The sequence below is a fragment of the Hyunsoonleella jejuensis genome, from assembly GCF_900111025.1.
Taxonomy (GTDB): Bacteria; Bacteroidota; Bacteroidia; order Flavobacteriales; family Flavobacteriaceae; genus Jejuia; species Jejuia jejuensis.
The window spans coordinates 317,020-338,441 of the sequence record NZ_FOFN01000002.1; the positions used below are offsets into that span (position 1 = coordinate 317,020).

General features: G+C 34.0%; 21 protein-coding genes. 3 read left to right on the forward strand and 18 right to left on the reverse strand.

What is annotated here, in order from left to right:
- Window positions 1-37: 37 nt before the first annotated feature.
- The 18 genes from hisF to BMY39_RS08200 form a co-directional block, all read right to left on the reverse strand.
- Entirely contained in the window at window positions 38-793 is a 756-nt protein-coding gene (hisF, locus tag BMY39_RS08115; RefSeq protein ID WP_092578421.1) for an imidazole glycerol phosphate synthase subunit HisF, read from the reverse strand.
- Complete coding sequence (hisA, locus tag BMY39_RS08120) at window positions 793-1,524, reverse strand: 1-(5-phosphoribosyl)-5-[(5-phosphoribosylamino)methylideneamino]imidazole-4-carboxamide isomerase (RefSeq protein WP_092578425.1); 732 nt, start codon at window positions 1,522-1,524, stop codon at window positions 793-795. The genes hisF and hisA overlap by 1 nt, the downstream gene beginning before the upstream one ends.
- Before the next feature lie 64 nt (window positions 1,525-1,588).
- Entirely contained in the window at window positions 1,589-2,170 is a 582-nt protein-coding gene (gene hisH / locus BMY39_RS08125) for an imidazole glycerol phosphate synthase subunit HisH (protein ID WP_092578428.1), read from the reverse strand.
- A 60-nt stretch (window positions 2,171-2,230) separates the two neighbouring features.
- Window positions 2,231-3,367, reverse strand: a complete 1,137-nt coding sequence (hisB, locus tag BMY39_RS08130) for a bifunctional histidinol-phosphatase/imidazoleglycerol-phosphate dehydratase HisB (protein WP_092578430.1) — start codon at window positions 3,365-3,367, stop codon at window positions 2,231-2,233.
- Entirely contained in the window at window positions 3,367-4,404 is a 1,038-nt protein-coding gene (gene hisC, locus BMY39_RS08135; protein ID WP_092578432.1) for a histidinol-phosphate transaminase, read from the reverse strand. The genes hisB and hisC overlap by 1 nt, the downstream gene beginning before the upstream one ends.
- A 68-nt stretch (window positions 4,405-4,472) precedes the next feature.
- Window positions 4,473-5,759, reverse strand: a complete 1,287-nt coding sequence (gene hisD / locus BMY39_RS08140) for a histidinol dehydrogenase (protein ID WP_092578435.1) — start codon at window positions 5,757-5,759, stop codon at window positions 4,473-4,475.
- 46 nt (window positions 5,760-5,805) lie between these two features.
- Complete coding sequence (gene hisG, locus BMY39_RS08145) at window positions 5,806-6,663, reverse strand: ATP phosphoribosyltransferase (RefSeq protein WP_092578437.1); 858 nt, start codon at window positions 6,661-6,663, stop codon at window positions 5,806-5,808.
- Between the two features lie 311 nt (window positions 6,664-6,974).
- Window positions 6,975-7,790: a prohibitin family protein gene (locus BMY39_RS08150; protein ID WP_092578439.1), complete on the reverse strand. Its 816-nt coding sequence runs from the start codon at window positions 7,788-7,790 to the stop codon at window positions 6,975-6,977.
- Between the two features lie 12 nt (window positions 7,791-7,802).
- On the reverse strand, window positions 7,803-9,833 hold the full coding sequence (locus BMY39_RS08155; protein WP_092578443.1) for a hypothetical protein: 2,031 nt from the start codon (window positions 9,831-9,833) through the stop codon (window positions 7,803-7,805).
- 73 nt (window positions 9,834-9,906) lie between these two features.
- Window positions 9,907-10,653: a 3-oxoacyl-[acyl-carrier-protein] reductase gene (fabG, locus tag BMY39_RS08160; RefSeq protein ID WP_092578447.1), complete on the reverse strand. Its 747-nt coding sequence runs from the start codon at window positions 10,651-10,653 to the stop codon at window positions 9,907-9,909.
- 154 nt (window positions 10,654-10,807) lie between these two features.
- Window positions 10,808-11,296 carry a hypothetical protein gene (locus tag BMY39_RS08165; protein WP_092578451.1) on the reverse strand — a complete coding sequence of 163 codons (489 nt, stop codon included), beginning with the start codon at window positions 11,294-11,296 and terminating at the stop codon, window positions 10,808-10,810.
- A gap of 83 nt (window positions 11,297-11,379) precedes the next feature.
- Window positions 11,380-12,252, reverse strand: coding sequence for a succinate--CoA ligase subunit alpha (gene sucD, locus BMY39_RS08170; RefSeq protein ID WP_092578454.1), 873 nt, complete (start codon window positions 12,250-12,252; stop codon window positions 11,380-11,382).
- A gap of 68 nt (window positions 12,253-12,320) precedes the next feature.
- Complete coding sequence (locus tag BMY39_RS08175; protein WP_092578456.1) at window positions 12,321-13,262, reverse strand: UDP-3-O-(3-hydroxymyristoyl)glucosamine N-acyltransferase; 942 nt, start codon at window positions 13,260-13,262, stop codon at window positions 12,321-12,323.
- Between the two features lie 74 nt (window positions 13,263-13,336).
- Window positions 13,337-13,903, reverse strand: a complete 567-nt coding sequence (efp, locus tag BMY39_RS08180) for an elongation factor P (RefSeq protein WP_092578458.1) — start codon at window positions 13,901-13,903, stop codon at window positions 13,337-13,339.
- Between the two features lie 8 nt (window positions 13,904-13,911).
- Window positions 13,912-14,697, reverse strand: a complete 786-nt coding sequence (lpxA, locus tag BMY39_RS08185; RefSeq protein WP_092578460.1) for an acyl-ACP--UDP-N-acetylglucosamine O-acyltransferase — start codon at window positions 14,695-14,697, stop codon at window positions 13,912-13,914.
- A gap of 14 nt (window positions 14,698-14,711) precedes the next feature.
- Window positions 14,712-16,118 (reverse strand): bifunctional UDP-3-O-[3-hydroxymyristoyl] N-acetylglucosamine deacetylase/3-hydroxyacyl-ACP dehydratase, encoded by a 1,407-nt coding sequence (locus BMY39_RS08190; protein ID WP_092578462.1) that lies wholly within the window; start codon window positions 16,116-16,118, stop codon window positions 14,712-14,714.
- A complete protein-coding gene (gene lpxD / locus BMY39_RS08195; protein WP_092578464.1) occupies window positions 16,105-17,130 on the reverse strand; it encodes a UDP-3-O-(3-hydroxymyristoyl)glucosamine N-acyltransferase in 1,026 nt (341 codons plus the stop codon). Before lpxD ends, BMY39_RS08190 begins: the two co-directional genes overlap by 14 nt.
- A 134-nt stretch (window positions 17,131-17,264) precedes the next feature.
- Window positions 17,265-18,485, reverse strand: a complete 1,221-nt coding sequence (locus tag BMY39_RS08200) for an HD domain-containing protein (protein WP_092578466.1) — start codon at window positions 18,483-18,485, stop codon at window positions 17,265-17,267.
- Window positions 18,486-18,555: 70 nt separating this feature from the next.
- On the opposite strand from BMY39_RS08200, the gene porX reads away from it, so the two are divergent.
- From porX to BMY39_RS08215, 3 genes are all read left to right on the forward strand, one after another.
- Window positions 18,556-20,100: a T9SS response regulator signal transducer PorX gene (porX, locus tag BMY39_RS08205; RefSeq protein ID WP_092578468.1), complete on the forward strand. Its 1,545-nt coding sequence runs from the start codon at window positions 18,556-18,558 to the stop codon at window positions 20,098-20,100.
- A gap of 93 nt (window positions 20,101-20,193) precedes the next feature.
- Window positions 20,194-20,601, forward strand: a complete 408-nt coding sequence (gene tsaE / locus BMY39_RS08210) for a tRNA (adenosine(37)-N6)-threonylcarbamoyltransferase complex ATPase subunit type 1 TsaE (RefSeq protein ID WP_092578471.1) — start codon at window positions 20,194-20,196, stop codon at window positions 20,599-20,601.
- A gap of 280 nt (window positions 20,602-20,881) precedes the next feature.
- Complete coding sequence (locus BMY39_RS08215) at window positions 20,882-21,421, forward strand: hypothetical protein (RefSeq protein ID WP_245738219.1); 540 nt, start codon at window positions 20,882-20,884, stop codon at window positions 21,419-21,421.
- The last annotated feature ends 1 nt before the right edge of the window (window position 21,422 follow it).

Here is a 21,422-nt window from a genome sequence, read left to right on the forward strand (position 1 = left end):
TAAGATGCTGAAACAAATTCAGCAAAACGAATGCACTTTACAAACGCACTTCTATATTATTTTCTTTTAGTTCTTTTTTCAATACAGGGATGGGAATTTCGCCAAAATGGAATATACTTGCTGCTAATGCCGCATCTGCTTTTCCTATTGTAAAAGTATCAACAAAATGCGCTACCTTACCAGCACCTCCCGAGGCTATAATTGGAATATTTACCATATCTGATAATTTTGCCAAAGCTTCATCCGCAAATCCGTTCTTAGTACCATCATGGTTCATTGAAGTGAATAGAATTTCGCCCGCCCCTCTTTTTTCAACCTCTTTAGCCCATTCAAACAAATCAATTTCAGTTGGAATACTTCCGCCTGCCAAATGTACTTTCCATTGCCCTTCAATTTGTTTTGCATCGATAGCTACTACGACACACTGACTTCCAAATTTATCTGCCAATTCGTTGACCAATTGGGGTCTTTTAACCGCTGAAGAGTTAATAGACACCTTATCTGCCCCATTTTTTAACAAAGCATCTACATGCGCTACAGAAGAAATACCCCCGCCAACGGTAAACGGGATATTTACCTGTTCGGCAACGTGTAGTACCATTTCCAAGGTTGTCGCTCGAGCCTCTAACGTTGCGGTAATATCTAAAAACACCAATTCATCTGCACCTTGATCTGCATACTGTTTTGCTAATGCTACCGGATCTCCTGCATCACGTAAATCCACAAAGTTGACACCTTTAACAGTTCGCCCATTTTTTATATCTAAACAAGGTATGATTCTCTTAGTAAGCATTACACATATTTTTCAAGTTCATATAAACTAATTCTCTTCTCATAAATGGCCTTTCCGATAATTACACCTTCACAACCCAAATCTATTAATCTAGGTAATTCATCAACATGCGAAATACCTCCAGAGGCTATTAACTTTACAGATTGACCGCTACTATTTGAACAGTTAGAAATAATGTCCTTATACAAATCAAAAGAAGGTCCTTCCAACATCCCATCTTTTGATATATCAGTACAAATAACATACTTAATACCTTTCTTTTGATATGTTTTAATAAAAGGAATTACGTCTTCTGAACTATCTTCTTGCCATCCACTAATAGCTATTTTACCTGCATTACTATCGGCTCCCAATATTATTTTTTCGCTACCATATTTATTAATCCAGCCCTCGAAAGTCTTTGGGTCCTTTACAGCGATACTTCCACCTGTAATTTGTCTTGCACCAGAATTAAAGGCAATGTGTAAATCTTCATCTGCTTTTAGTCCACCACCAAAATCAATTTTTAATTTCGTTTTAGTAGCTATCTGCTCCAGTATCTTATAATTTACAATATGACTTGCCTTTGCGCCATCTAAATCCACTAAATGTAAATATTCTATACCGGACGCCTCAAACATTTTGGCCACTTCTAGAGGATTTTCATTATACACTTTTTTGGTATCGTAATCGCCTTTGGTAAGGCGCACACATTTTCCTTCAATAATATCTATGGCTGGTATTATTCTCATATTTTGGCTATTCTTAATTAGCAATTTGTAATTAGCCACAGGCTAAAGACAAAGACTAAAAGCATTACATATTTATAAAGTTCTCTAATATTCTAGCGCCTTCATTTCCACTCTTTTCAGGATGAAATTGAGTGCCATAAAAATTTTCATGTTGTAAAGCAGACGCATAATTAATTTCATAATCCGTTGCCGCAATTGTTTCATTACAATGTTCCGCATAATAACTATGTACCAAATACATATATTCGTTCTCCTTGATTCCTTTGAATAGATCGGATTTCAAGTTTTTAATAACATTCCATCCCATTTGGGGTACTTTTACATTATTTGAAAAACGTTTTACATTGGTTTGAAAAATACCTAAACCTTCCGTATTGCCTTCCTCGGTGTGTAAACACATCAATTGCATACCCAAACAAATACCTAAAACAGGTTGTTTTAAATTTGGAATTAAGGTATCTAAACCACTCTGTTTTAGCATTTTCATTGCAGAACTTGCTTCTCCAACTCCCGGGAATATAATTTTATCTGCTGATTTTATTTCCTCAGGATTATTGGATAAAATAGCATCTACACCCAACCTGTTACATGCAAATTGAATACTTTTGATGTTACCTGCACCGTAATTTATAATTACTAATTTCATTTTATAGCTTTTAGCTTTTGGCTCTTAGCAATTGGCAAACAGCCAATAGCAAATGGCTATTTATAACATTCCTTTTGTACTTGGCAAAAACATTTTATTTGCATCTCGCTTTACAGCCATTTTCATAGCTTTTGCAAAAGCTTTAAAAATGCCTTCAATTTTATGATGCTCGTTAGTGCCTTTAGCTTTTATATTCAAATTACATCTTGCACCATCAGTAAAAGATTTGAATAAATGGAAGAACATTTCAGTGGGCATATCTCCTATTTTTTCACGTTTAAATTCAGCATCCCATTCTAGCCAATTTCTACCTCCAAAATCAACGGCAACTTGTGCTAAACAATCATCCATTGGTAAGCAAAAACCGTAACGTTCTATACCTAGTTTATCACCCAAGGCCTTATTGAATAATTCGCCCAAGGCAATCATGGTATCTTCAATGGTATGGTGCTCATCAACTTCTAAATCACCATCAACTTTAATAGTTAAATCCATAGCACCGTGGCGCCCAATTTGGTCCAACATATGGTCGAAAAACGACAGGCCTGTATCTATATTGTTTTTCCCAGAGCCATCTAAATTCAACTTAATATATATCTGAGTTTCATTAGTGTTTCGCGTTATTTCAGCAACACGGTCTTTCAGCTTCAAAAACTCATATATTTCCTTCCAATCTGTACTTGTTAGCGCAATGCAGTCCAAAATATCTTGTTTTGAACTTTCTATTTCTTCTACCCCCAATTCTGGATCTTCCGATAGATAAATTCCTTTTGCACCAAGGTTTTTTGCTAACTCCATATCAGTAATTCTGTCACCTAAAACGAAAGAATTTTCTAAGTCGTAGTCTTCAGAAAAATACTGAGTTAACAACCCTGTTCTTGGTTTTCTGGTTTCAGCATTTTCATGAGGAAACGTTTTGTCAATATGAACTGCAGAAAATACTATACCTTCTTTAGCAAAAGCGCTCAAAATCTTATTGTGAGCAGGCCAAAACGTATCCTCTGGAAAACTATCCGTCCCCAAACCATCTTGGTTTGTAACCATTACTAATTCATAATCCAACTCACTCGCAATTTTTGCCATATATTGAAACACTTTTGGGTAGAACTCCAATTTCTCTAAACTATCTAATTGATAATCTACTGGCGGTTCTAGTACCAAAGTACCATCTCTGTCTATGAATAATACCTTTTTCACTATATTGATTTTAAAGTATTTATTAATATTTCATTTTCTGCTGGTGTTCCCACAGTAAAACGCAAACAATTTTCACATCCTGGTTGGGTAGTTCTGTTTCTTATAACGATACCCTTTTCTATTAATTGATTATAGCGCTTTGTGGCGTCATCAACTTTTACCAAAACGAAATTGGCATCTGATGGATAAATTTTAAAAATAAAATCTATCTCTGACAATTTATCTATCAACACAGTACGCTCCTCTAAAATAACTTGAACTTGCTGCTGGGTTATTTTAGTTTCTTCTAATTGCTCAATAGCCTTTTGCTGGGTTAATTCATTAACGTTATAAGGCGGTTTGATACGATTTAATACTGAAATAATTCCTTCAGAAGCATAACAAATACCTAAACGGATACCTGCCATTCCATAAGCTTTTGAAAGGGTTTGGGTAACAATTAAATTTGGGAACTCGTTTAATCTACGTATCCAACTTTCTTCTTTTGAAAAATCGATATACGCTTCGTCAATCACCACAACACCCTTGAATGCTTTTATCAATCGCTCTATAGATTGCGCCTCGAAACTATTACCCGTTGGATTATTTGGGGAACATAAAAATAATAGCTTAGAATTTGAATCAGCGATATTTAAAATTTCATCAACTTTAGGCTGAAAATTTGCACTTAACTGCACTGTTTTAATTCCAATAGCATTAATATTAGCTAAAACACTGTACATCCCATACGTTGGTGGTAAAGTAATGATATTATCTTCATTTGGCTCACAAAATGCGCGGAAAATCAAATCCAGTACCTCGTCGCTTCCGTTACCTAAAAGTATGTTTTGTTGAGGTATTCCTTTTATTTCTGAGAGTAAGGATTTAACGCTTCTTTGCTGTGGGTCAGGGTACCGATTTACACCATTTTCGAATGGATTTTCATTAGCGTCTAAAAATACCATCGCATCACTATTACCTTGATATTCATCTCTGGCAGACGAATATGGTTTTAATACTTTTACATTGGGCCTTATTAATTTTTTTATATCTATCATCTTGTTACACTAAATTTATTTCAGTGCCTGATTATTGAGATGCTGAAACAAGTTCAGCATGACATTAGCTAATTTTTTAAATCCTTTAATCGAATACTTACAGCATTTTTATGGGCTTGCAACCCTTCCGCTTCTGCCATTAACTCTATGGTTTCTCCTATATTTAAAATACCTTCTTTGGATATTTTTTGAAAGGTCATACTCTTCATAAAACTATCCAAGTTAACTCCTGAATACGCTTTTGAAAATCCGTTGGTTGGCAATGTATGGTTGGTACCAGATGCATAATCACCAGCACTTTCGGGTGTATAGTCACCTATAAAAACAGATCCAGCATTATTAATATTATCTATATACAAATCTTCGTTTTTACAACAAATGATATAATGTTCTGGTCCGTATTCATCTATCAACTCCAAAGCTGTAGCATCATCTTCAACATAAATTAATTTTGAGTTTGCAATGGCTTTTTCTGCAATGGCCTTACGTGGCAAAACTGCCAGTTGCTTCTCAACTTCTTTAGAAACATCATTAATCAACACTTCTGAAGTTGATACCAAAATGACCTGACTATCTGTACCATGTTCAGCTTGACTCAATAAATCTGAAGCAATATACGATGCATTTGCCGTAGCATCTGCAACCACCAATAATTCACTTGGTCCAGCTGGCATATCTATAGCTACGCCATATTTTGTTGCCAACTGTTTTGCTACAGTAACAAACTGATTTCCTGGTCCGAAGATTTTATAAACCTTTGGAATGCTCTCTGTACCAAACGTTAAGCCTGCAATTGCTTGAATACCACCTACTTTCACGATTTTAGTAACACCACATAATTGTGCTGCAAATAAAATTTCTGGTGCTAATTTACCCTGTTTATTAGGTGGTGAACATAATATGATGTCTTTACAACCTGCTATTTGTGCTGGTACAGCTAACATTAAAACTGTTGAAAATAGGGGTGCTGTTCCTCCCGGAATGTATAATCCTACTTTTTGTATAGGTCGCTTTTCTTGCCAACATTTTACGCCTTTAGAGGTTTCTACCACAACTTTTGATGTTTTTTGAGCCTCGTGAAATGCCTCTATATTTTCTTTTGCTTGTATGATTGCTTTTTGCAGTTTTTCTGGCACTTTCGTAATAGCAACTTCAATGTCTTCTGCAGTAATAGTATTTGATTCTAAAGTAATACCATCGAATTTTTTGGTATAGGTTTTAATGGCGTCATCACCATTTCTGGAAACGTCTATGAATACCTCATTAACTACACCTTCAATATCATCCACAGTTTGTGTAGGTCGTTTTAGTAAATCCGACCAGTCTGATTTGTTTGGGTTTTTTATGATTTTCATGTCTTCTCTTTGTTAGGTGAGATGCTTCGATCTGTGTATAATAAAACTATAACACCATTTTTTCAATTGGGCATACTAAAATACCTTGAGCACCTTTCGCTTTTAATTCGTCTATTACTTCCCAAAATTCATTCTTACTAATTACAGAGTGCACTGAACTCCAACCCTCCTCGGCTAATGGCAATACCGTTGGACTTTTCATTCCTGGTAAAACATCAATAATATCCTGAACCTTATCATTGGGAGCGTTTAGCAGTACATACTTAGAGTTTCTTCCTTTTAGAACCGATTGAATTCTAAACTGAATGGTTTCTAAGATAGCTTTACGCTCTTCAGTCAGTTTTGGGGATACAGCCAAAACCGCTTCAGATTTTAAAATGGTATCCACTTCTTTTAAATTGTTCTTAAACAAGGTGCTTCCGCTAGAAACAATATCGCAAATAGCATCTGCCAACCCAATATTGGGAGCAATCTCAACGGATCCATTAATAATGTGGAGGTTTGCATTTACGCCATGCCTAGCTAAATACATTTTTACAGTATTAGGATATGATGTTGCTATACGCTTGCCTTCTAAATCGTTAATACTTTTATATTTATCGGCCTTAGGTACAGCAATGCATACGCGACAAGAAGAGAACCCCAGCTTTTCAACAACACCTATACCTTCTCCTTTTTCTATCAAAACATTTTCACCAATAATTGCTGCATCTACTACACCATCCTTTAAATATTGTGGAATATCGCCATTCCTCAAATAAAACACCTCCACAGGAAACCCTTTTGCCGAAGCCTTTAATTGATCTTTACCGTTATCGATAGAAATACCAATGTCCTTTAATAACCTCATTGAGTCTTCATTTAAACGACCCGATTTTTGTACTGCAATTCTTAATTTACTCATTTTCTTATTTTTCTGGGTTTGAAACCAACCAAGCTCAACTAAAAATTAAAAAACCCGCTTGATAAGTCTCAAACGGGTTTAAAATATATGTTGATATTACTCAATACATTTTTACTTCGCCTGAGAGCAAATGAAAAAATGATGATGTATGTGAGTAATGTTCATGTCTTTTATTTGTGCAAATATCAAAAAATTCTGTTTAATACTCCAAATTATCTGTTTAATTTTTAAAACTATTTTAGTTTGAATAATTTAAACGCACTTTCTTAATTATAATTTAAGATAAACTATAAATTGTTAAATTATTTTAATTATTGATTTCCCAATATAATTGGCAATCCACTATCGCCTGAACCAATTACAATAACCTTACTGTTTGGTGATTCTGATAGTTTCATTGTAGCTTCAATACCTTTATCTTGCAAAATTCTATCATTTAAAGATGCGCTTAAAATTCTATTCGCATCTGCCTTACCTTGAGCTTCAATTCTAACTTTCTGCGCTTCTTTTTCTGCCGTAACTAATCTAAACTCGTATTCTAAAGATTCTTGCTCCTGTTTTAATTTACGCTCAATCGCCTCTTTGATAGTTGGTGGTAATGTTACGTCTCTAATTAAAATATCATTCAATTTAATATATTGCGGCTCTACGATTTTTTTAGTTTCTTCAAAAATCTCCTCTTGTATAGCATCTCTTTTGCTAGAATACAATTGCTCTGGAGTATACCTACCTACAACACTTCGTGCAGCACTTCTAACTGCCGGCTGTAATACTCTATTTAAGTAATCCAAACCTTTTTCATTGTGTAAACGTCCAAGATTGCTAAGGTCTGGTTCATATAAAACAGACGCATCCAATTTAATATCTAAACCGTTAGATGATAACACTGCCATTTTCTCTGGCACTTCTTGTTGTCTTGTTTCATAATCTATAACCCTGTTCCAAGGTGCTACAATATGAAAGCCTGGTCCTAATGCAGGTTTTTCAGGATCAACTCCATCTCCCAAAGTTTCATATAAAACGCCTGCATGTCCTGAATCGATTGTTACAGCCGATTTAGCTATTAACACGAAGAGTATAATCACTACTACTATAACTGGTAATGCGACTTTAGGTAATTTTTCCATAGTATCTTATTTTTATATTAATCCGTTATATTTTCTTAAAAACCATTCAGCAGATAGTGTTAAAACTATCAATCCTAATAGGTATTTCCAATCTATCAAAGGTACGGTATTTTTATTGCTTTTTTGAATAGGTTTGTAAGCTTCATTTGAAATTAATTCTGAAGTTAATGCACTTAAATCATCAGTAAAAAAACTTTTAGCGTTTGTATTTGTCGCTAGTTGGTTCAATTTTGTTACATCAGCGTTGAGGAACTGTTGTTCAATATTATATTCTAATACTTCAAAACTGCCAGACTTAGAAATGTTTCCATTATTGGATTGCACCGTAAAATTATATTTTGAAGCCTCTAAGCCTCTTAAGTCTACTTGATAGTTATTGTTTCTCAACACAAAAGGAATTGTGCTCGTTTCTTTTGAAATAGTATTTCTAAGAATCAACTCTAACGACTGGCGCTCATCAAATTGATAATTTTTATCAAATATTTGTGCTTTAAGTATGATGTTGCCACTTCCGGTATAAAACGATTCGTAATCAACAGTCAATCTACTTTTGCTTTGGTTCGATGCTAAATATTGTACCAACTTACCTAAAAAATCATCAAAGGGATTAAATGATGATTCATTCAAATAACTTTGTGCCCGCCATTGCCATATGTTTTCACCAAAAAGCACAGCCATTCTTCTATTGTTGTTTTCTATTGTTGCTAACAGAGGCGCATTTTTAGAAATCCCCAAGACTGATTTTTCCAGTATGGTCTCAAAAGGCACTTCAAAATTTACATCTCCAAATGGTCCTTTTAAAGGTGGAAACGATTCAAAATTAATATCTTCAACCAAAAAAGGCGCATAATTTGAGTTTAATAATGCTTGAAAATCCTCGTTTTGCCCTGTAGCCTTTATATTGAATGTAGGCTCTGTTTTATTTAAAAAACCCAGTATCGTTTTCGTTCCAACAATTGTAAATATGTTTTTCTTTTCAGATTTTAAAAGTTTGTAAAGCTCAGTAAATGCGTTATTTGGCTGGTACAAAACAACCAGCTGAAAATCATTTATTTTACTAGAAACTTGGTTTGGTTTAAAAATTTCAACAGAACGTTGTTCGTTACTTTCGATGCTCTTTTTTAATGCACCCAAATCTGGATGTGGAAAATCGCTCACCAAAGCGATTTTTGTTTTTTGATCTATGACTTCTACCGCGAAGTTTTTTGTATTGTTTATGGTGTTTTTTTCATTATCAATGCTTTGTAATGTAGCACTATAACTTTTAACCCCCACACTGCTTGCTGATAGTGTAAGATTTATAACCTTTGAATTTTCTGTTTTGGAAAACTCAATTACTTTAGAAAACAAAACCCTATCCCCTTGATTTACTGTAAACTTTGAACGCACCACAGAATTACCCTGATATACTACAATAGCTTCCACGGGAAATCTATTTTTTAAAAACGCGTATTTGTTAACGTTTAGCTGTTGGATTTTAAGATCTGTATAAGTAACAGTGTCGCCAAGAATAACGGGGTAAACAGGTTGTGAATAGGTGTTCGCAACAGAAAAATCATTACCAAAAGTTTGGTTCCCGTCTGAAATTAAAACAATAGGCGCAACATCAGTTTTATACATACCTGAAAGTTGCCGCAACGCTTTATCTATATTACTAGATGTTGATTTAAAATCAAGACTATCTGATTGTTGCATGTTTTCATCAAACTTAAAAACTTCGATATCAAAATTATTATTCAATTCCTGATTTTGCCTAATGCGATTTAAAGCTTCAATAGCATTATCGTTTTGCTTTAAATGTGCTATAGAATTAGAATTATCTATGGCTATTACGAGTTTAGGTTTCTCGGTGTAAACTTTTACCTGATTAAACTTAGGATTTATTAACAATAGTAAAATAGCGAATACAGATAAAAAGCGCAGTAATGTGAAAACAAAAGTTAATTTACCTTTGTGTTTTGATTTATACATATACTGAAAAAGCGCTACAAGTAGCGCTATTATTCCAGATAGTATGATGTATAACAAAGTTTCTGTTTGCATTAAGCAATCTTCTATTTATAACCTTAGTATTTTAGATAAGCAACAACTAAAAACCAGAAAGCCAAATCATAATTTAGGTAAGCATTCCGCCATCAACATTTATGGTTTGGCCAGTAATGTATGCGCTTAAATCGCTAGCTAAAAACACGCAAGCATTTGCTACATCCTCTGGGGTACCTCCACGTTTTAAAGGAATTCCAGCACGCCAACCTTTTACAACTTCTTCATCAAGTTTAGCGGTCATCTCTGTTTCTATAAAACCAGGAGCGATAACGTTACTCCTTATGTTTCTTGAGCCTAATTCCAGTGCGACTGATTTAGAAAATCCAATTATTCCTGCTTTAGACGCCGCATAATTGGTTTGTCCTGCATTGCCTTTAACACCAACTACCGAGCTCATATTGATAATAGAACCTTTACGCTGTTTTAACATGGTACGTTGTACAGCTTTAGTCATATTAAACACAGATTTTAGATTAACTTCTATTACTTTATCAAAATCTTCTTCACTAATGCGCATCAATAAATTGTCTTTCGTAATACCAGCATTGTTCACTAGCACATCAATACTTCCAAAATCGTTTACCACGTCCTCAGCTAATTTTTGAGCTTCTGCAAAACTAGCCGCATTACTTTGATAGCCCTTTGCGTTTACACCGGCATCTTTTAATTCTTTTTCCAATGCGTTTGCTGCTTCAACTGAAGAACTATAGGTAAAGGCTACATTAGCCCCTTGTTCAGCAAATACTTTCGCAATACCTCGTCCTATCCCTCGACTAGCGCCTGTAATAATGGCCGTTTTTCCTTCTAATAATTTCATTTTATAGTTGGTTTGTTGTGTAATGTTATTAAGAATGATTTATTCAAATATAATAAATACAGATTGCTTGCTATAAAAAAACCTCACAAAATATAGTGAGGTTAGTTCTTTTCAAAATATTATTATTCTGTTTAATTATTAATTAATTTAAAAACTAGGTCGACCTCCGATAAGTATATATTCTTTCAAAGTCTTCATCTTCATTTTCAAATATTAAATCTATGTAAATAAGCTCATCACTATTGTCAACATCGTCATTTTCACCTTCGGAGCTATACGTATAAATTATTCTAAAATTGTTAGTATAAGAGGTATTTGCTCCACTAATAGTTAAGGTTAAATCAAAATCTCCATCATCTGATTTCCAAGTACCATTGAAGATTTCCGGGTTACATGAATCAAGCGCTTCTGTCCAAAAATACACAGTGCCTGTATAACTTCCTTTATATGCGCTATTAGTAATGAACTCAGAGGTGGTTGTTTTATCACACTCAGTTATTTGTTGGTCTCCATCAAATGTTATTGAGATTAGTTCCCATTTTCCAGCTAAATGTTCGATAAGTTTCTCATCATCCTCTATCTCTATTGTACAGTTAAATACTGAAAGACTAAATAATACAAATACCGTTATTTTAGATTTCATAAAAATAAATTTTATACTAAAATATATTATTAAAACAAAAAAATCCCCAGAATTGGGGATTTTTATAATATGTTTTACAACTTTTATGCTATAACTTCCGAAACTTTCTTTCCTATTTCAGCAGGAGAATCTACAACATGAATACCACAAGCTCTCATAATTTTCTTTTTAGCTTGAGCTGTATCATCACTTCCGCCAACAATAGCTCCAGCATGCCCCATGGTTCTACCGGCAGGGGCTGTTTCCCCAGCAATAAAACCTACAATTGGCTTTTTGCTGCCACTTTCCTTATACCAGTTCGCCGCATCGGCTTCTAGTTGACCTCCAATTTCACCAATCATCACCACAGCTTCCGTTTCAGGGTCATTAATCAATAATTCAACCGCTTCTTTCGTAGTTGTACCTATAATTGGGTCTCCACCAATACCTATTGCAGTAGTAATTCCCAAACCTTGTTTCACCACTTGGTCTGCGGCTTCATAAGTTAGCGTTCCAGATTTTGAGACAATGCCTACTTTTCCTTTTTTGAAAACAAAACCTGGCATAATACCAACTTTCGCTTCACCTGGTGTAATAACACCCGGACAGTTAGGACCTATTAAACGCGAACCTTTATCTTTAATGTAATTTGAAGCAGTAATCATATCCGCCACAGGAATACCTTCGGTAATAGTAATAATTACTTTTATGCCCGCATCGGCAGCCTCCATTATAGCATCAGCAGCAAATGCTGGTGGTACAAAAATAATTGTAGTATCGGCTCCAACTTCTTTTACCGCGTCCTCAACAGTATTAAATACTGGTTTATCTAAGTGTGTTTGACCTCCTTTTCCCGGAGTAACACCTCCTACAATATTAGTACCATATGCTATCATTTGTTCAGCATGAAACGTACCTTCACTACCTGTAAAACCTTGTACTATAATTTTTGAATCTTTATTTACTAATACACTCATAAGTGATAAATTTCCGTTTTTGTTTAAAGTTTAGCAAAAGTAATTCATTTTAAATGAAAAATAAACTACTAGCCTTTTTGTTTTTTTAAAGTCGCTAAGATTTCTGGTACTTTTTTTATTGAAGCAATTTCCTTGTATTTAGAACGATAATCGTCTGCAGGAATCCCAAAATATCGATTTCCACCTTCAAGCGATTTACTTACCCCTGCTTTTGCCAAAATTATTGCTTTTTTGCCTATTGTAATACCACTTGTTATTCCAACTTGCCCCCAAATGGTTACTTCATCTTCTACAATTACACACCCTGCTATTCCTACTTGAGAGGCAATTAAACATTTTCTACCAACAACGGTATCATGCCCAATTTGCACCAAATTATCAATTTTAGTACCCTCTTTTATGGTGGTATCTCCGGTAACCCCTCTATCTATGGTGCAAGAAGCACCAATATCCACATTATTTTCAATAACAACGCGTCCGCAAGATAAAAGCCTATCGTAACCCTCTGGCCTGTTCTTATAATAAAATGCATTAGCACCTAACACAGTCCCTGCATGTATGGTAACATTATCACCAATTACGGCGTCATCGTAAATACTAACATTTGAATGAATAACACAATTATTACCAATACTTACATTATGACCTATAAACGTGTTAGGTTGAATGGTTGTGCCTTCCCCTATTTTTGCAGTATGGGATATTAGGGTATTCGACGCTTGAAATGGCTTAAAATGATTGGATAATTTATTGAAATCCCTAAACGGATCATCACTAATTAAAAGTGCTTTACCTAAAGGGCAATCCACTTTTTTATTAATGAGCACTATGGTTGCAGCAGATTGTAGTGCTTTATCGTAATATTTAGGATGATCTACAAAGACAATATCTCCTGGCTCAACAACATGAATTTCGTTCATCCCTAAAACAGGAAAATCGGCATCACCAACAAACTCACAATCTATTAAATGTGCAATATCTTTTAATTTCTGTTTTTCTGGAAATTTCATATATCAGTATACTGTTGGCAATATTCAATAACTATTAAAACTGATTTTTGAGTGAATTGAACTTATGCTATAAGTTATTCTTTTACACGTTCTTTATAAGTCCCTTTGTCTGTCTCCACTTTAATTTTATCACCTTCATTAATAAATAAAGGTACATTTACTGTAGCACCTGTTTCAACAGTGGCAGGTTTAGTAGCGTTTGTGGCCGTATTGCCTTTTACTCCGGGTTCGGTGTGGGTGATCTCTAGAATAACGCTTGCGGGCATTTCTACTGAAAGTGGCATATTATCTTCAGAATTAATGATTACAGTAACTATCTCGCCTTCTTTCATTAAATCTGGTCTATCTAAAGCCGCTTCTAATAAGCGAATCTGTGTATAGTCTGCTTCATTCATAAAATGATAGAATTCTCCATCATTATATAAATACTGAAATTTATGGGTTTCAACACGCACGTCATCCAATTTATGTCCTGCAGAAAAAGTATTATCAATAACTTTTCCGTTAGTTACACTTTTTAGCTTTGTTCTTACAAATGCTGGTCCTTTTCCTGGTTTTACATGTAAAAACTCAATGATTTTATAGATATCATTGTTATATCTTATGCATAATCCGTTTCTTATATCTGATGTTGTTGCCATCTAAATGTTTAATTTGATTTAAAATATCCTTTCATAATACCTCTATGTGAATTCTTTATAAACTGAAGTATCTCATCACGTTCTGGAGTCGCCTCCATTTCAGCCTCAATTATTTCTGAAGCTTGGGTATTATTATAATTCTTTTGATATAATATTCTGTATATATCTTGAATCTCTCTAATTTTGTCTGTAGTAAAGCCTCTACGTCTTAGACCTACTGAATTTATACCTACATACGATAAGGGTTCACGAGCAGCTTTTACGTAAGGCGGCACGTCTTTTCTAACCAAAGAACCTCCAGTTACAAAAGCATGGTTTCCTACTGACACAAATTGGTGAACCGCTGTCATACCGGCTAAAACAACGTAGTCTCCAATATTAATATGGCCAGCAAGTGTACTATTATTAGAGAATATACAATTATTACCCACAATACAGTCGTGCGCAATATGACAATAAGCCATAATTAAGCAATTATCGCCTACCACCGTTTTCATTCTATCTGCAGTGCCACGATTAATTGTAACACATTCTCTTATAGTTACATTATTGCCAATTTCAACGGTTGTTTCCTCATCATTATATTTTAAATCTTGAGGAACAGCTGATATAACGCTACCTGGGAAAATGTTGCAATTTTTACCAATACGCGCACCTTCCATTATGGTTACATTGCTTCCAATCCATGTACCTTCTCCAATTACTACATTGTTGTTGATAGTTGTAAAAGGCTCTATAACTACATTTTTGGCAATTTTAGCACCTGGGTGCACATATGCTAGAGGTTGATTCATGCTTTAGTTTTTAATTATTTTACTTTAGAAATTTGCGCCATAAGTTCGGCTTCGGCACATAATTTACCATTGGCATAAGCATAACCTTGCATATGACAAATTCCTCTACGAATTGGAGTAATTAATGAACATTTAAATATTAATGTATCTCCAGGACTCACTTTTCTTTTGAACTTTACATTATCCATTTTCATGAAAAATGTTAAATAGTTTTCTGGATCTGGTACAGTGCTTAATACCAAGATACCGCCCGTTTGAGCCATAGCCTCAACGATTAAAACCCCTGGCATCACCGGCGCACCAGGGAAGTGACCTTTAAAGAATTCTTCATTCATGGTCACGTTTTTCATACCAACAACATAATTATCCGTAAGCTCAAATACTTTGTCTAACAACAAGAATGGTTGACGGTGGGGTAACATTTGCATAATTTGAGTCACGTCCATTAAAGGTTCTTGATTCAAATCTATATTTGGTACGTTGTTACGTCTTTCGTTTTTTATAATCTTCGACAGCTTTTTGGCAAACTGTGTGTTAATAAAATGTCCCGGTTTATTAGCAATAACCTTTCCACGAATTCTCGTTCCTACTAAAGCTAAATCTCCTAAAACATCGAGTAATTTATGTCTTGCAGCTTCATTAGGATGATGAAGAGTAAGATTATCGAGAATACCGTTCGGCTTTACAGCAATGTTTTCTTTTTTGAATGCAGCACGCAGTTTTTTCATGGTTTCAGGCGATAGAGGCTTATCCACATAAACAATGGCATTATTTAAATCCCCTCCTTTTATTAAACCATGTTCTAAAAGCATTTCAATTTCATGTAAAAAACTGAACGTTCTAGAATTGGAAATTTGGTCTTTAAAATCTGAAATTTGATTCAGTGTTGCATTTTGAGTACCTAATACTTTTGTCCCAAAATCTACCATTGTAGTAATTTGGTATTCTTTAGCAGGCATCACTAAAATCTCGCTACCACTTTCTTCATCGGTATATGAAATCACATCAGACACGACAAATTCTTCCCTAGTTGCTTCTAATTCAACAATTCCAGCCTCTTCCAGAGCTTCTATAAAAAACTTAGAAGACCCATCCATTATCGGTGGTTCTGAAGCGTTTAGTTCAATAATTGCATTATCTATATCCAATCCTACCAAAGCAGCAAGTACGTGTTCTGAGGTTTGTATAATAACACCGTTTTTCTCTAGGCATGTACCTCTTTGCGTATTAGTTACATAGTTAGCATCGGCTTCAATAACTGGAGCACCTTCTAAATCTACACGCTTAAAAGCCAATCCAAAATTGGCAATTGCCGGTTTAAACGTTAATGTTACGTTTTTACCAGTGTGTAGCCCCACTCCTGTAAGCGACACTTCATTCTTTATAGTTTTTTGTTTGTTCTCTGTATTAACTATTGCCATAGCTTTTTTCTATATCGTTGAATTTTTTAATGATTTTTGGCAAATTTTTAAAATGCACATAAGACTTATTGTAATCTCCATAAGCAAGTGCTGGAGAGCCTTGTAAGACCTCATTATCCTTAACGTTTCTACCAATTCCTGATTGCGCCTGTATTTTTACATTATCGCCAATTGTAATGTGCCCTACAATACCTACTTGACCACCAATTTGACAATTTTCACCAATCTTAGTGGAGCCAGCAATTCCTGTTTGTGCAGCTATTACCGTATTTTTACCTATCTCAACATTATGGGCTATTTGAATTTGATTATCCAATTTCACTCCCCTTCTAATTACAGTAGAACCTAAAGTTGCTCTATCTATGGTTGTGGCAGCACCTACATCTACAAAATCTTCTAAAATAACATTGCCTGTTTGCGGTACTTTTTGGTATTCCCCTTTTTCGTTGGGCGCGAAACCAAATCCGTCAGCACCAATAATTGCGCCCGAATTAATCACGCAATGGTTACCAATAAGACATTCTGAATATATTTTAGCGCCAGCAAAAATTATAGTATTATCACCAATTTTCACATTGTCGCCAATATATGCATTTGGAAAAATCTTGACATTATCGCCAATAGTAACATTCTCACCAACGTATGAAAACGCACCTATATAGATGTTTTCACCATATGCCGAAGATTCTGCAATAAAAGATGGTTGCTCTATGCCAAACTTATTAAGCTTAACTTGATTATAATACTCTAAAAGTTTCGAAAAAGATTTATAAGCGTCATCTACCTTTATTAAGGTGGTAGTAATATTATCTTCTGGCTCAAAAGTTTTATTTACTATAGTTATTGAGGCCTTAGTAGAGTATATATATGTTGTATATTTCGGATTTGCCAAAAAAGTAAGTGTACCTTCCACACCTTCCTCTATTTTTGCGAGTTTTGACACTTTAACATCGGCATCCCCAACAATATCCCCCTCTAAAATATCTGCTATTTGTTGTGCTGTGAATTTCACACGAGTTGAGTTAGTAGTAATTTGATTAATTTGAGCAAAAATAGGAAAAATGTACTAAAGTTATAATGCTCTGTTTTTTAAGATATTCCATGGTTGTGAACAATTAGAGAAAACTCTAATCACAACTCGTGCTTTTATTTTGGATAACATACGTAATATTTTGTTACTGGCTTAGATAATGCTTTTAAATTGAGATGATCTGAAGCCTTTACAATATCTTGAATTTTTCCAGATTTATACAGAATATTAATATTTTGCTGCTCCGTTTGGTATGCCTGATTATGTATATCACCTGAAAACACAAAATATTTTGCTTCGTTCTCTGCAATACCATAATCCTGCATTACGCTTTCGATATGTTTTTCTAAATCCTGCGGTTTTACAGCTTTTCTTTTGATTTTTATTTTTGGTAAAGTTCTATTGATTATCATTTCACATAGATTTCTAAGTACGAAATCGTCATGGTGTTTCCACAATTTCATTGCAGATATAATGTCATAATCATCTAATTCATGGAACACTTCTAATGTTTCATTTGTAAAATCATCCCTAGAAATATCATTGTTCAAAAAGTATTTAAGAGCAGTACTAGCCTGTAATTCCACACCCATTTCTGTTAATTCCTTGGCCCTTGTTAAAACACGCATAAGTAATTGTTCAGCAGCAAGACCTGTTTTGTGCAAATACACTTGCCAATACATAAAACGCCTCGCGATAATAAATTTTTCTACACTGTAAATCCCTTTTTCTTCAACTACCAAATTATCATCAACAACATTTAACATAGTGATTAAACGTTCGCTGTTAACGTTTCCTTCGGCAACTCCTGTATAAAAACTATCACGCTTTAAATAATCGGCCCTGTCAATATCTAATTGGCTAGAAATAAGCTGACACATGAAAGAACGCTCGTATTCACCTTTAAATATTTTGATGGCAAGCGTTAAACTTCCGTTAAATTCTTCATTTAAACGCTCCATAAATAACAAAGAAATTTGCTCATGAGATACGCCATTTACAATACTATGCTCCATAGCATGTGAAAACGGACCGTGACCAATATCATGCAATAATATGGCTGCATAAAGTGCTTCTTCCTCCTCTTTAGAAATTGTAACTCCCTTATAACGAAGTATATTCACTGCTTTTTGCATTAAATACACACATCCGATAGCGTGATGAAATCTGGTATGGTGTGCTCCAGGATAAACTAAATAAGACATCCCCATTTGAGTAATACGTCTTAAACGTTGAAAATATTTATGCTGGATTAAATCAAAAATTAGCGAGTTTGGAATAGTAATAAATCCGTAAATTGGGTCGTTTAGTATTTTAAGTTTATTCAAACTTTTAATCTTTACATTTTTTACAAATATAAATATATGAAGTCCAACTTTAGGACACCACTACTAAAAATAAAACAACATGATTAATATACTTTGGGTTGATGACGAAATAGATTTATTAAAACCTCACATTCTATTCCTTGAAAAGAAAAACTATAAGGTTACCACATGCAATAGTGGTACTGAAGCCATAGATATTATTGAGGATAACAATTTTGATATTGTGTTTTTAGATGAAAATATGCCAGGACTTACAGGTCTAGAAACACTTAACGAAATAAAAGAAAAGAAAGACAGTATTCCCGTCGTAATGATTACTAAGAGTGAAGAAGAGTATATTATGGAGGAAGCCATTGGCAATAAAATAGCCGATTATTTAATAAAACCTGTGAATCCAAATCAGATATTATTAAGCTTAAAAAAGAATTTAGACCACTCGAGGTTAGTTTCAGAAAAAACTACATCAAATTATCAACAAGAATTTAGAAAAATTGCTATGGAAATGGCCATGGTAAACTCCTATGAAGATTGGGTGAGCCTATATCAAAAATTAATTTATTGGGAAATTCAATTAGAAGACATTGAAGATGTAGGCATGTTCGAAATTTTAGAATCGCAAAAAACAGAAGCAAATATTCAATTCGGAAAATTTATTGATAAAAATTACCCAAACTGGTTCAACAATGATGATGCACCAATAATGTCTCATACGCTATTTAAGGAAAAAATTGTTCCTGAGTTAAGTAAAGATCAACCTACACTTTTAGTTGTTGTAGATAATTTAAGGTACGATCAATGGAAAGTTTTCGAGCCTATTATTAACAACTATTTTAAAAAAGAACAAGAAAGTGCGTTTTTCAGCATTTTACCAACCGCAACACAATACGCGAGAAATGCTATTTTCTCCGGATTAATGCCCAGTGAGATGGAAAAAATGTATCCGCAATATTGGAAAAACGATACCGATGAAGGAGGCAAAAATTTACATGAAGCTGATTTTTTAGAAACACAAATGCAACGTCTCGGGCTAAACCATTTAAATTACGAATATCACAAAATCACCAATTTAAAAAATGGCAAAAAACTGGTTGATAATTTTAAAGCGTTAAAAGATAACGACCTAACAGTTGTTGTGTATAATTTTGTGGATATGCTCTCCCACTCCAAAACAGAAATGGAAGTAGTTAAGGAACTAGCTTCGAACGACAAGGCATATAGATCGCTCACTTTGAGCTGGTTTAAAAATTCACCACTTCTAGAAATGATTCAGCAAGCACAAAATCTTGGTTTTAAATTAATATTAACTACAGATCATGGCACTATTAATGTAAAAAACCCATCAAAGGTAATTGGTGATAGAGATACAAGCTTAAATTTACGGTACAAAACGGGAAGAAGTTTAACTTTTGATAAAAAAGATGTACTGCTTGCAGATGACCCAAAAAGCATTCATTTGCCAACCATAAACATGAGTAGCTCCTTTATTTTTGCGAAAGGCGATTTGTTTTTTGCATACCCAAACAACTACAACCACTATGTAAGTTATTACCGGAATACTTATCAACATGGAGGCGTTTCAATAGAGGAAATGATAATTCCTTTTGTAGTTTTCAATCCTAAATAATATCTTTGTAATACGAAAAACATCGACGAAATACACTTTTTGTTAGTATTTTTGAAAATTTATATGTAATATTGCGTAAACATAATAATTGATTTGGAGATTACTTATAGCTTAGATGAAGTTGAGGATGTTGCCAAAAAACTAATTGAAACAGTAGATTCAAAAATTATTTTATTGTATGGCAACATGGGTGTTGGCAAAACAACACTTGTGAAGAGTATTGCAAGGATCCTAGGAAGTGCTGACACTATTAGTAGCCCAACATTTTCAATTGTTAATGAGTACAACATAAAAAATGGCATTCTTTATCACTTTGATTTATACAGAATCGAAAATATTGAAGAAGCCTACAACTTTGGAATTGAAGATTATCTATATTCTGGAAACTGGATTTTAATTGAGTGGCCAGAATTCATAAAACCTATTTTGGATGATAATTTTAACGAGGTTATTTTGGAAGAAATATCAATAAATACAAGAAAAATTAAATTAAAAATATAAAATACAGACCTAACCTAAACCCCTATGACGCATAAGTAAACCAACATAATTCGCATATTTTTTAAAGATTACGGGAAACCCACAGCAGGAATTTTAAAAAACACTGTTTTTAACATAATTTTAACATTTAATCAAAACTGCTATCCTACTCTTTCTATACATTTGGGATAATTAATTAATTAAATCCCTTAAAAAATGAAAATTAAAAAGTATGTAATTGCAGCAGCAATTTTCGGAGGCATGTTGTTCACAGCTTATGTAGCGAATACAGTTAACCAAGATGGAGAACAAACAGCAAAAGTCGAAAGATCTACAATCAAGGTACCTCGCGGTAGATAAAAAAAGCTTGATTCAAGGGAGTATTATCGCTACAATTTTAGCGCTTACCCCTTTTTTGTTTACATTATATGAAAGTGTTCCAAGGGAAAAAACTTGGGACACTTTTTTATTTACATATTATAGTGGTTTTTTTGAAAATGCCAATACTGCCATGTGGATATTTACTGGTAAGGCTATCCCATTACTTCTTATTTTTATATGGTTTTTCACCAATAGACATTGGTGGTATCATGTACTCCTAGTCCCAATTGCTATGTATATCTATCAAATTATTTATTTATTTTACGATGATAGATATTTGGACCAATTTCAATTAATTTATATGGTACCTGTTATGGCAGTGGTAATTCCTTCCATATACCTTATAAGAGCTCGTATATTTAATAGAATAAATGATGCTTCAAAATCACTAGAAGAATTAGAAGAAGAATTTAAAGTATCACCAAAAAACTTTTGGGACAAGGTAAAACAGTATTTTTAAA

What these genes read in the sequence shown, in the direction of transcription:
- hisF (WP_092578421.1), bottom strand. Translation starts at nt 793, where the DNA reads ATGCTTACTAAGAGAATCATACCTTGTTTAGATATAAAAAATGGGCGA.
- hisA (WP_092578425.1), bottom strand. Translation starts at nt 1,524, where the DNA reads ATGAGAATAATACCAGCCATAGATATTATTGAAGGAAAATGTGTGCGC.
- hisH (WP_092578428.1), bottom strand. Translation starts at nt 2,170, where the DNA reads ATGAAATTAGTAATTATAAATTACGGTGCAGGTAACATCAAAAGTATT.
- hisC (WP_092578432.1), bottom strand. Translation starts at nt 4,404, where the DNA reads ATGATAGATATAAAAAAATTAATAAGGCCCAATGTAAAAGTATTAAAA.
- hisD (WP_092578435.1), bottom strand. Translation starts at nt 5,759, where the DNA reads ATGAAAATCATAAAAAACCCAAACAAATCAGACTGGTCGGATTTACTA.
- hisG (WP_092578437.1), bottom strand. Translation starts at nt 6,663, where the DNA reads ATGAGTAAATTAAGAATTGCAGTACAAAAATCGGGTCGTTTAAATGAA.
- BMY39_RS08150 (WP_092578439.1), bottom strand. Translation starts at nt 7,790, where the DNA reads ATGGAAAAATTACCTAAAGTCGCATTACCAGTTATAGTAGTAGTGATT.
- BMY39_RS08155 (WP_092578443.1), bottom strand. Translation starts at nt 9,833, where the DNA reads ATGCAAACAGAAACTTTGTTATACATCATACTATCTGGAATAATAGCG.
- fabG (WP_092578447.1), bottom strand. Translation starts at nt 10,653, where the DNA reads ATGAAATTATTAGAAGGAAAAACGGCCATTATTACAGGCGCTAGTCGA.
- BMY39_RS08165 (WP_092578451.1), bottom strand. Translation starts at nt 11,296, where the DNA reads ATGAAATCTAAAATAACGGTATTTGTATTATTTAGTCTTTCAGTATTT.
- sucD (WP_092578454.1), bottom strand. Translation starts at nt 12,252, where the DNA reads ATGAGTGTATTAGTAAATAAAGATTCAAAAATTATAGTACAAGGTTTT.
- BMY39_RS08175 (WP_092578456.1), bottom strand. Translation starts at nt 13,262, where the DNA reads ATGAAATTTCCAGAAAAACAGAAATTAAAAGATATTGCACATTTAATA.
- efp (WP_092578458.1), bottom strand. Translation starts at nt 13,903, where the DNA reads ATGGCAACAACATCAGATATAAGAAACGGATTATGCATAAGATATAAC.
- lpxA (WP_092578460.1), bottom strand. Translation starts at nt 14,697, where the DNA reads ATGAATCAACCTCTAGCATATGTGCACCCAGGTGCTAAAATTGCCAAA.
- BMY39_RS08190 (WP_092578462.1), bottom strand. Translation starts at nt 16,118, where the DNA reads ATGGCAATAGTTAATACAGAGAACAAACAAAAAACTATAAAGAATGAA.
- porX (WP_092578468.1), top strand. Translation starts at nt 18,556, where the DNA reads ATGATTAATATACTTTGGGTTGATGACGAAATAGATTTATTAAAACCT.
- BMY39_RS08215 (WP_245738219.1), top strand. Translation starts at nt 20,882, where the DNA reads ATGGAGAACAAACAGCAAAAGTCGAAAGATCTACAATCAAGGTACCTC.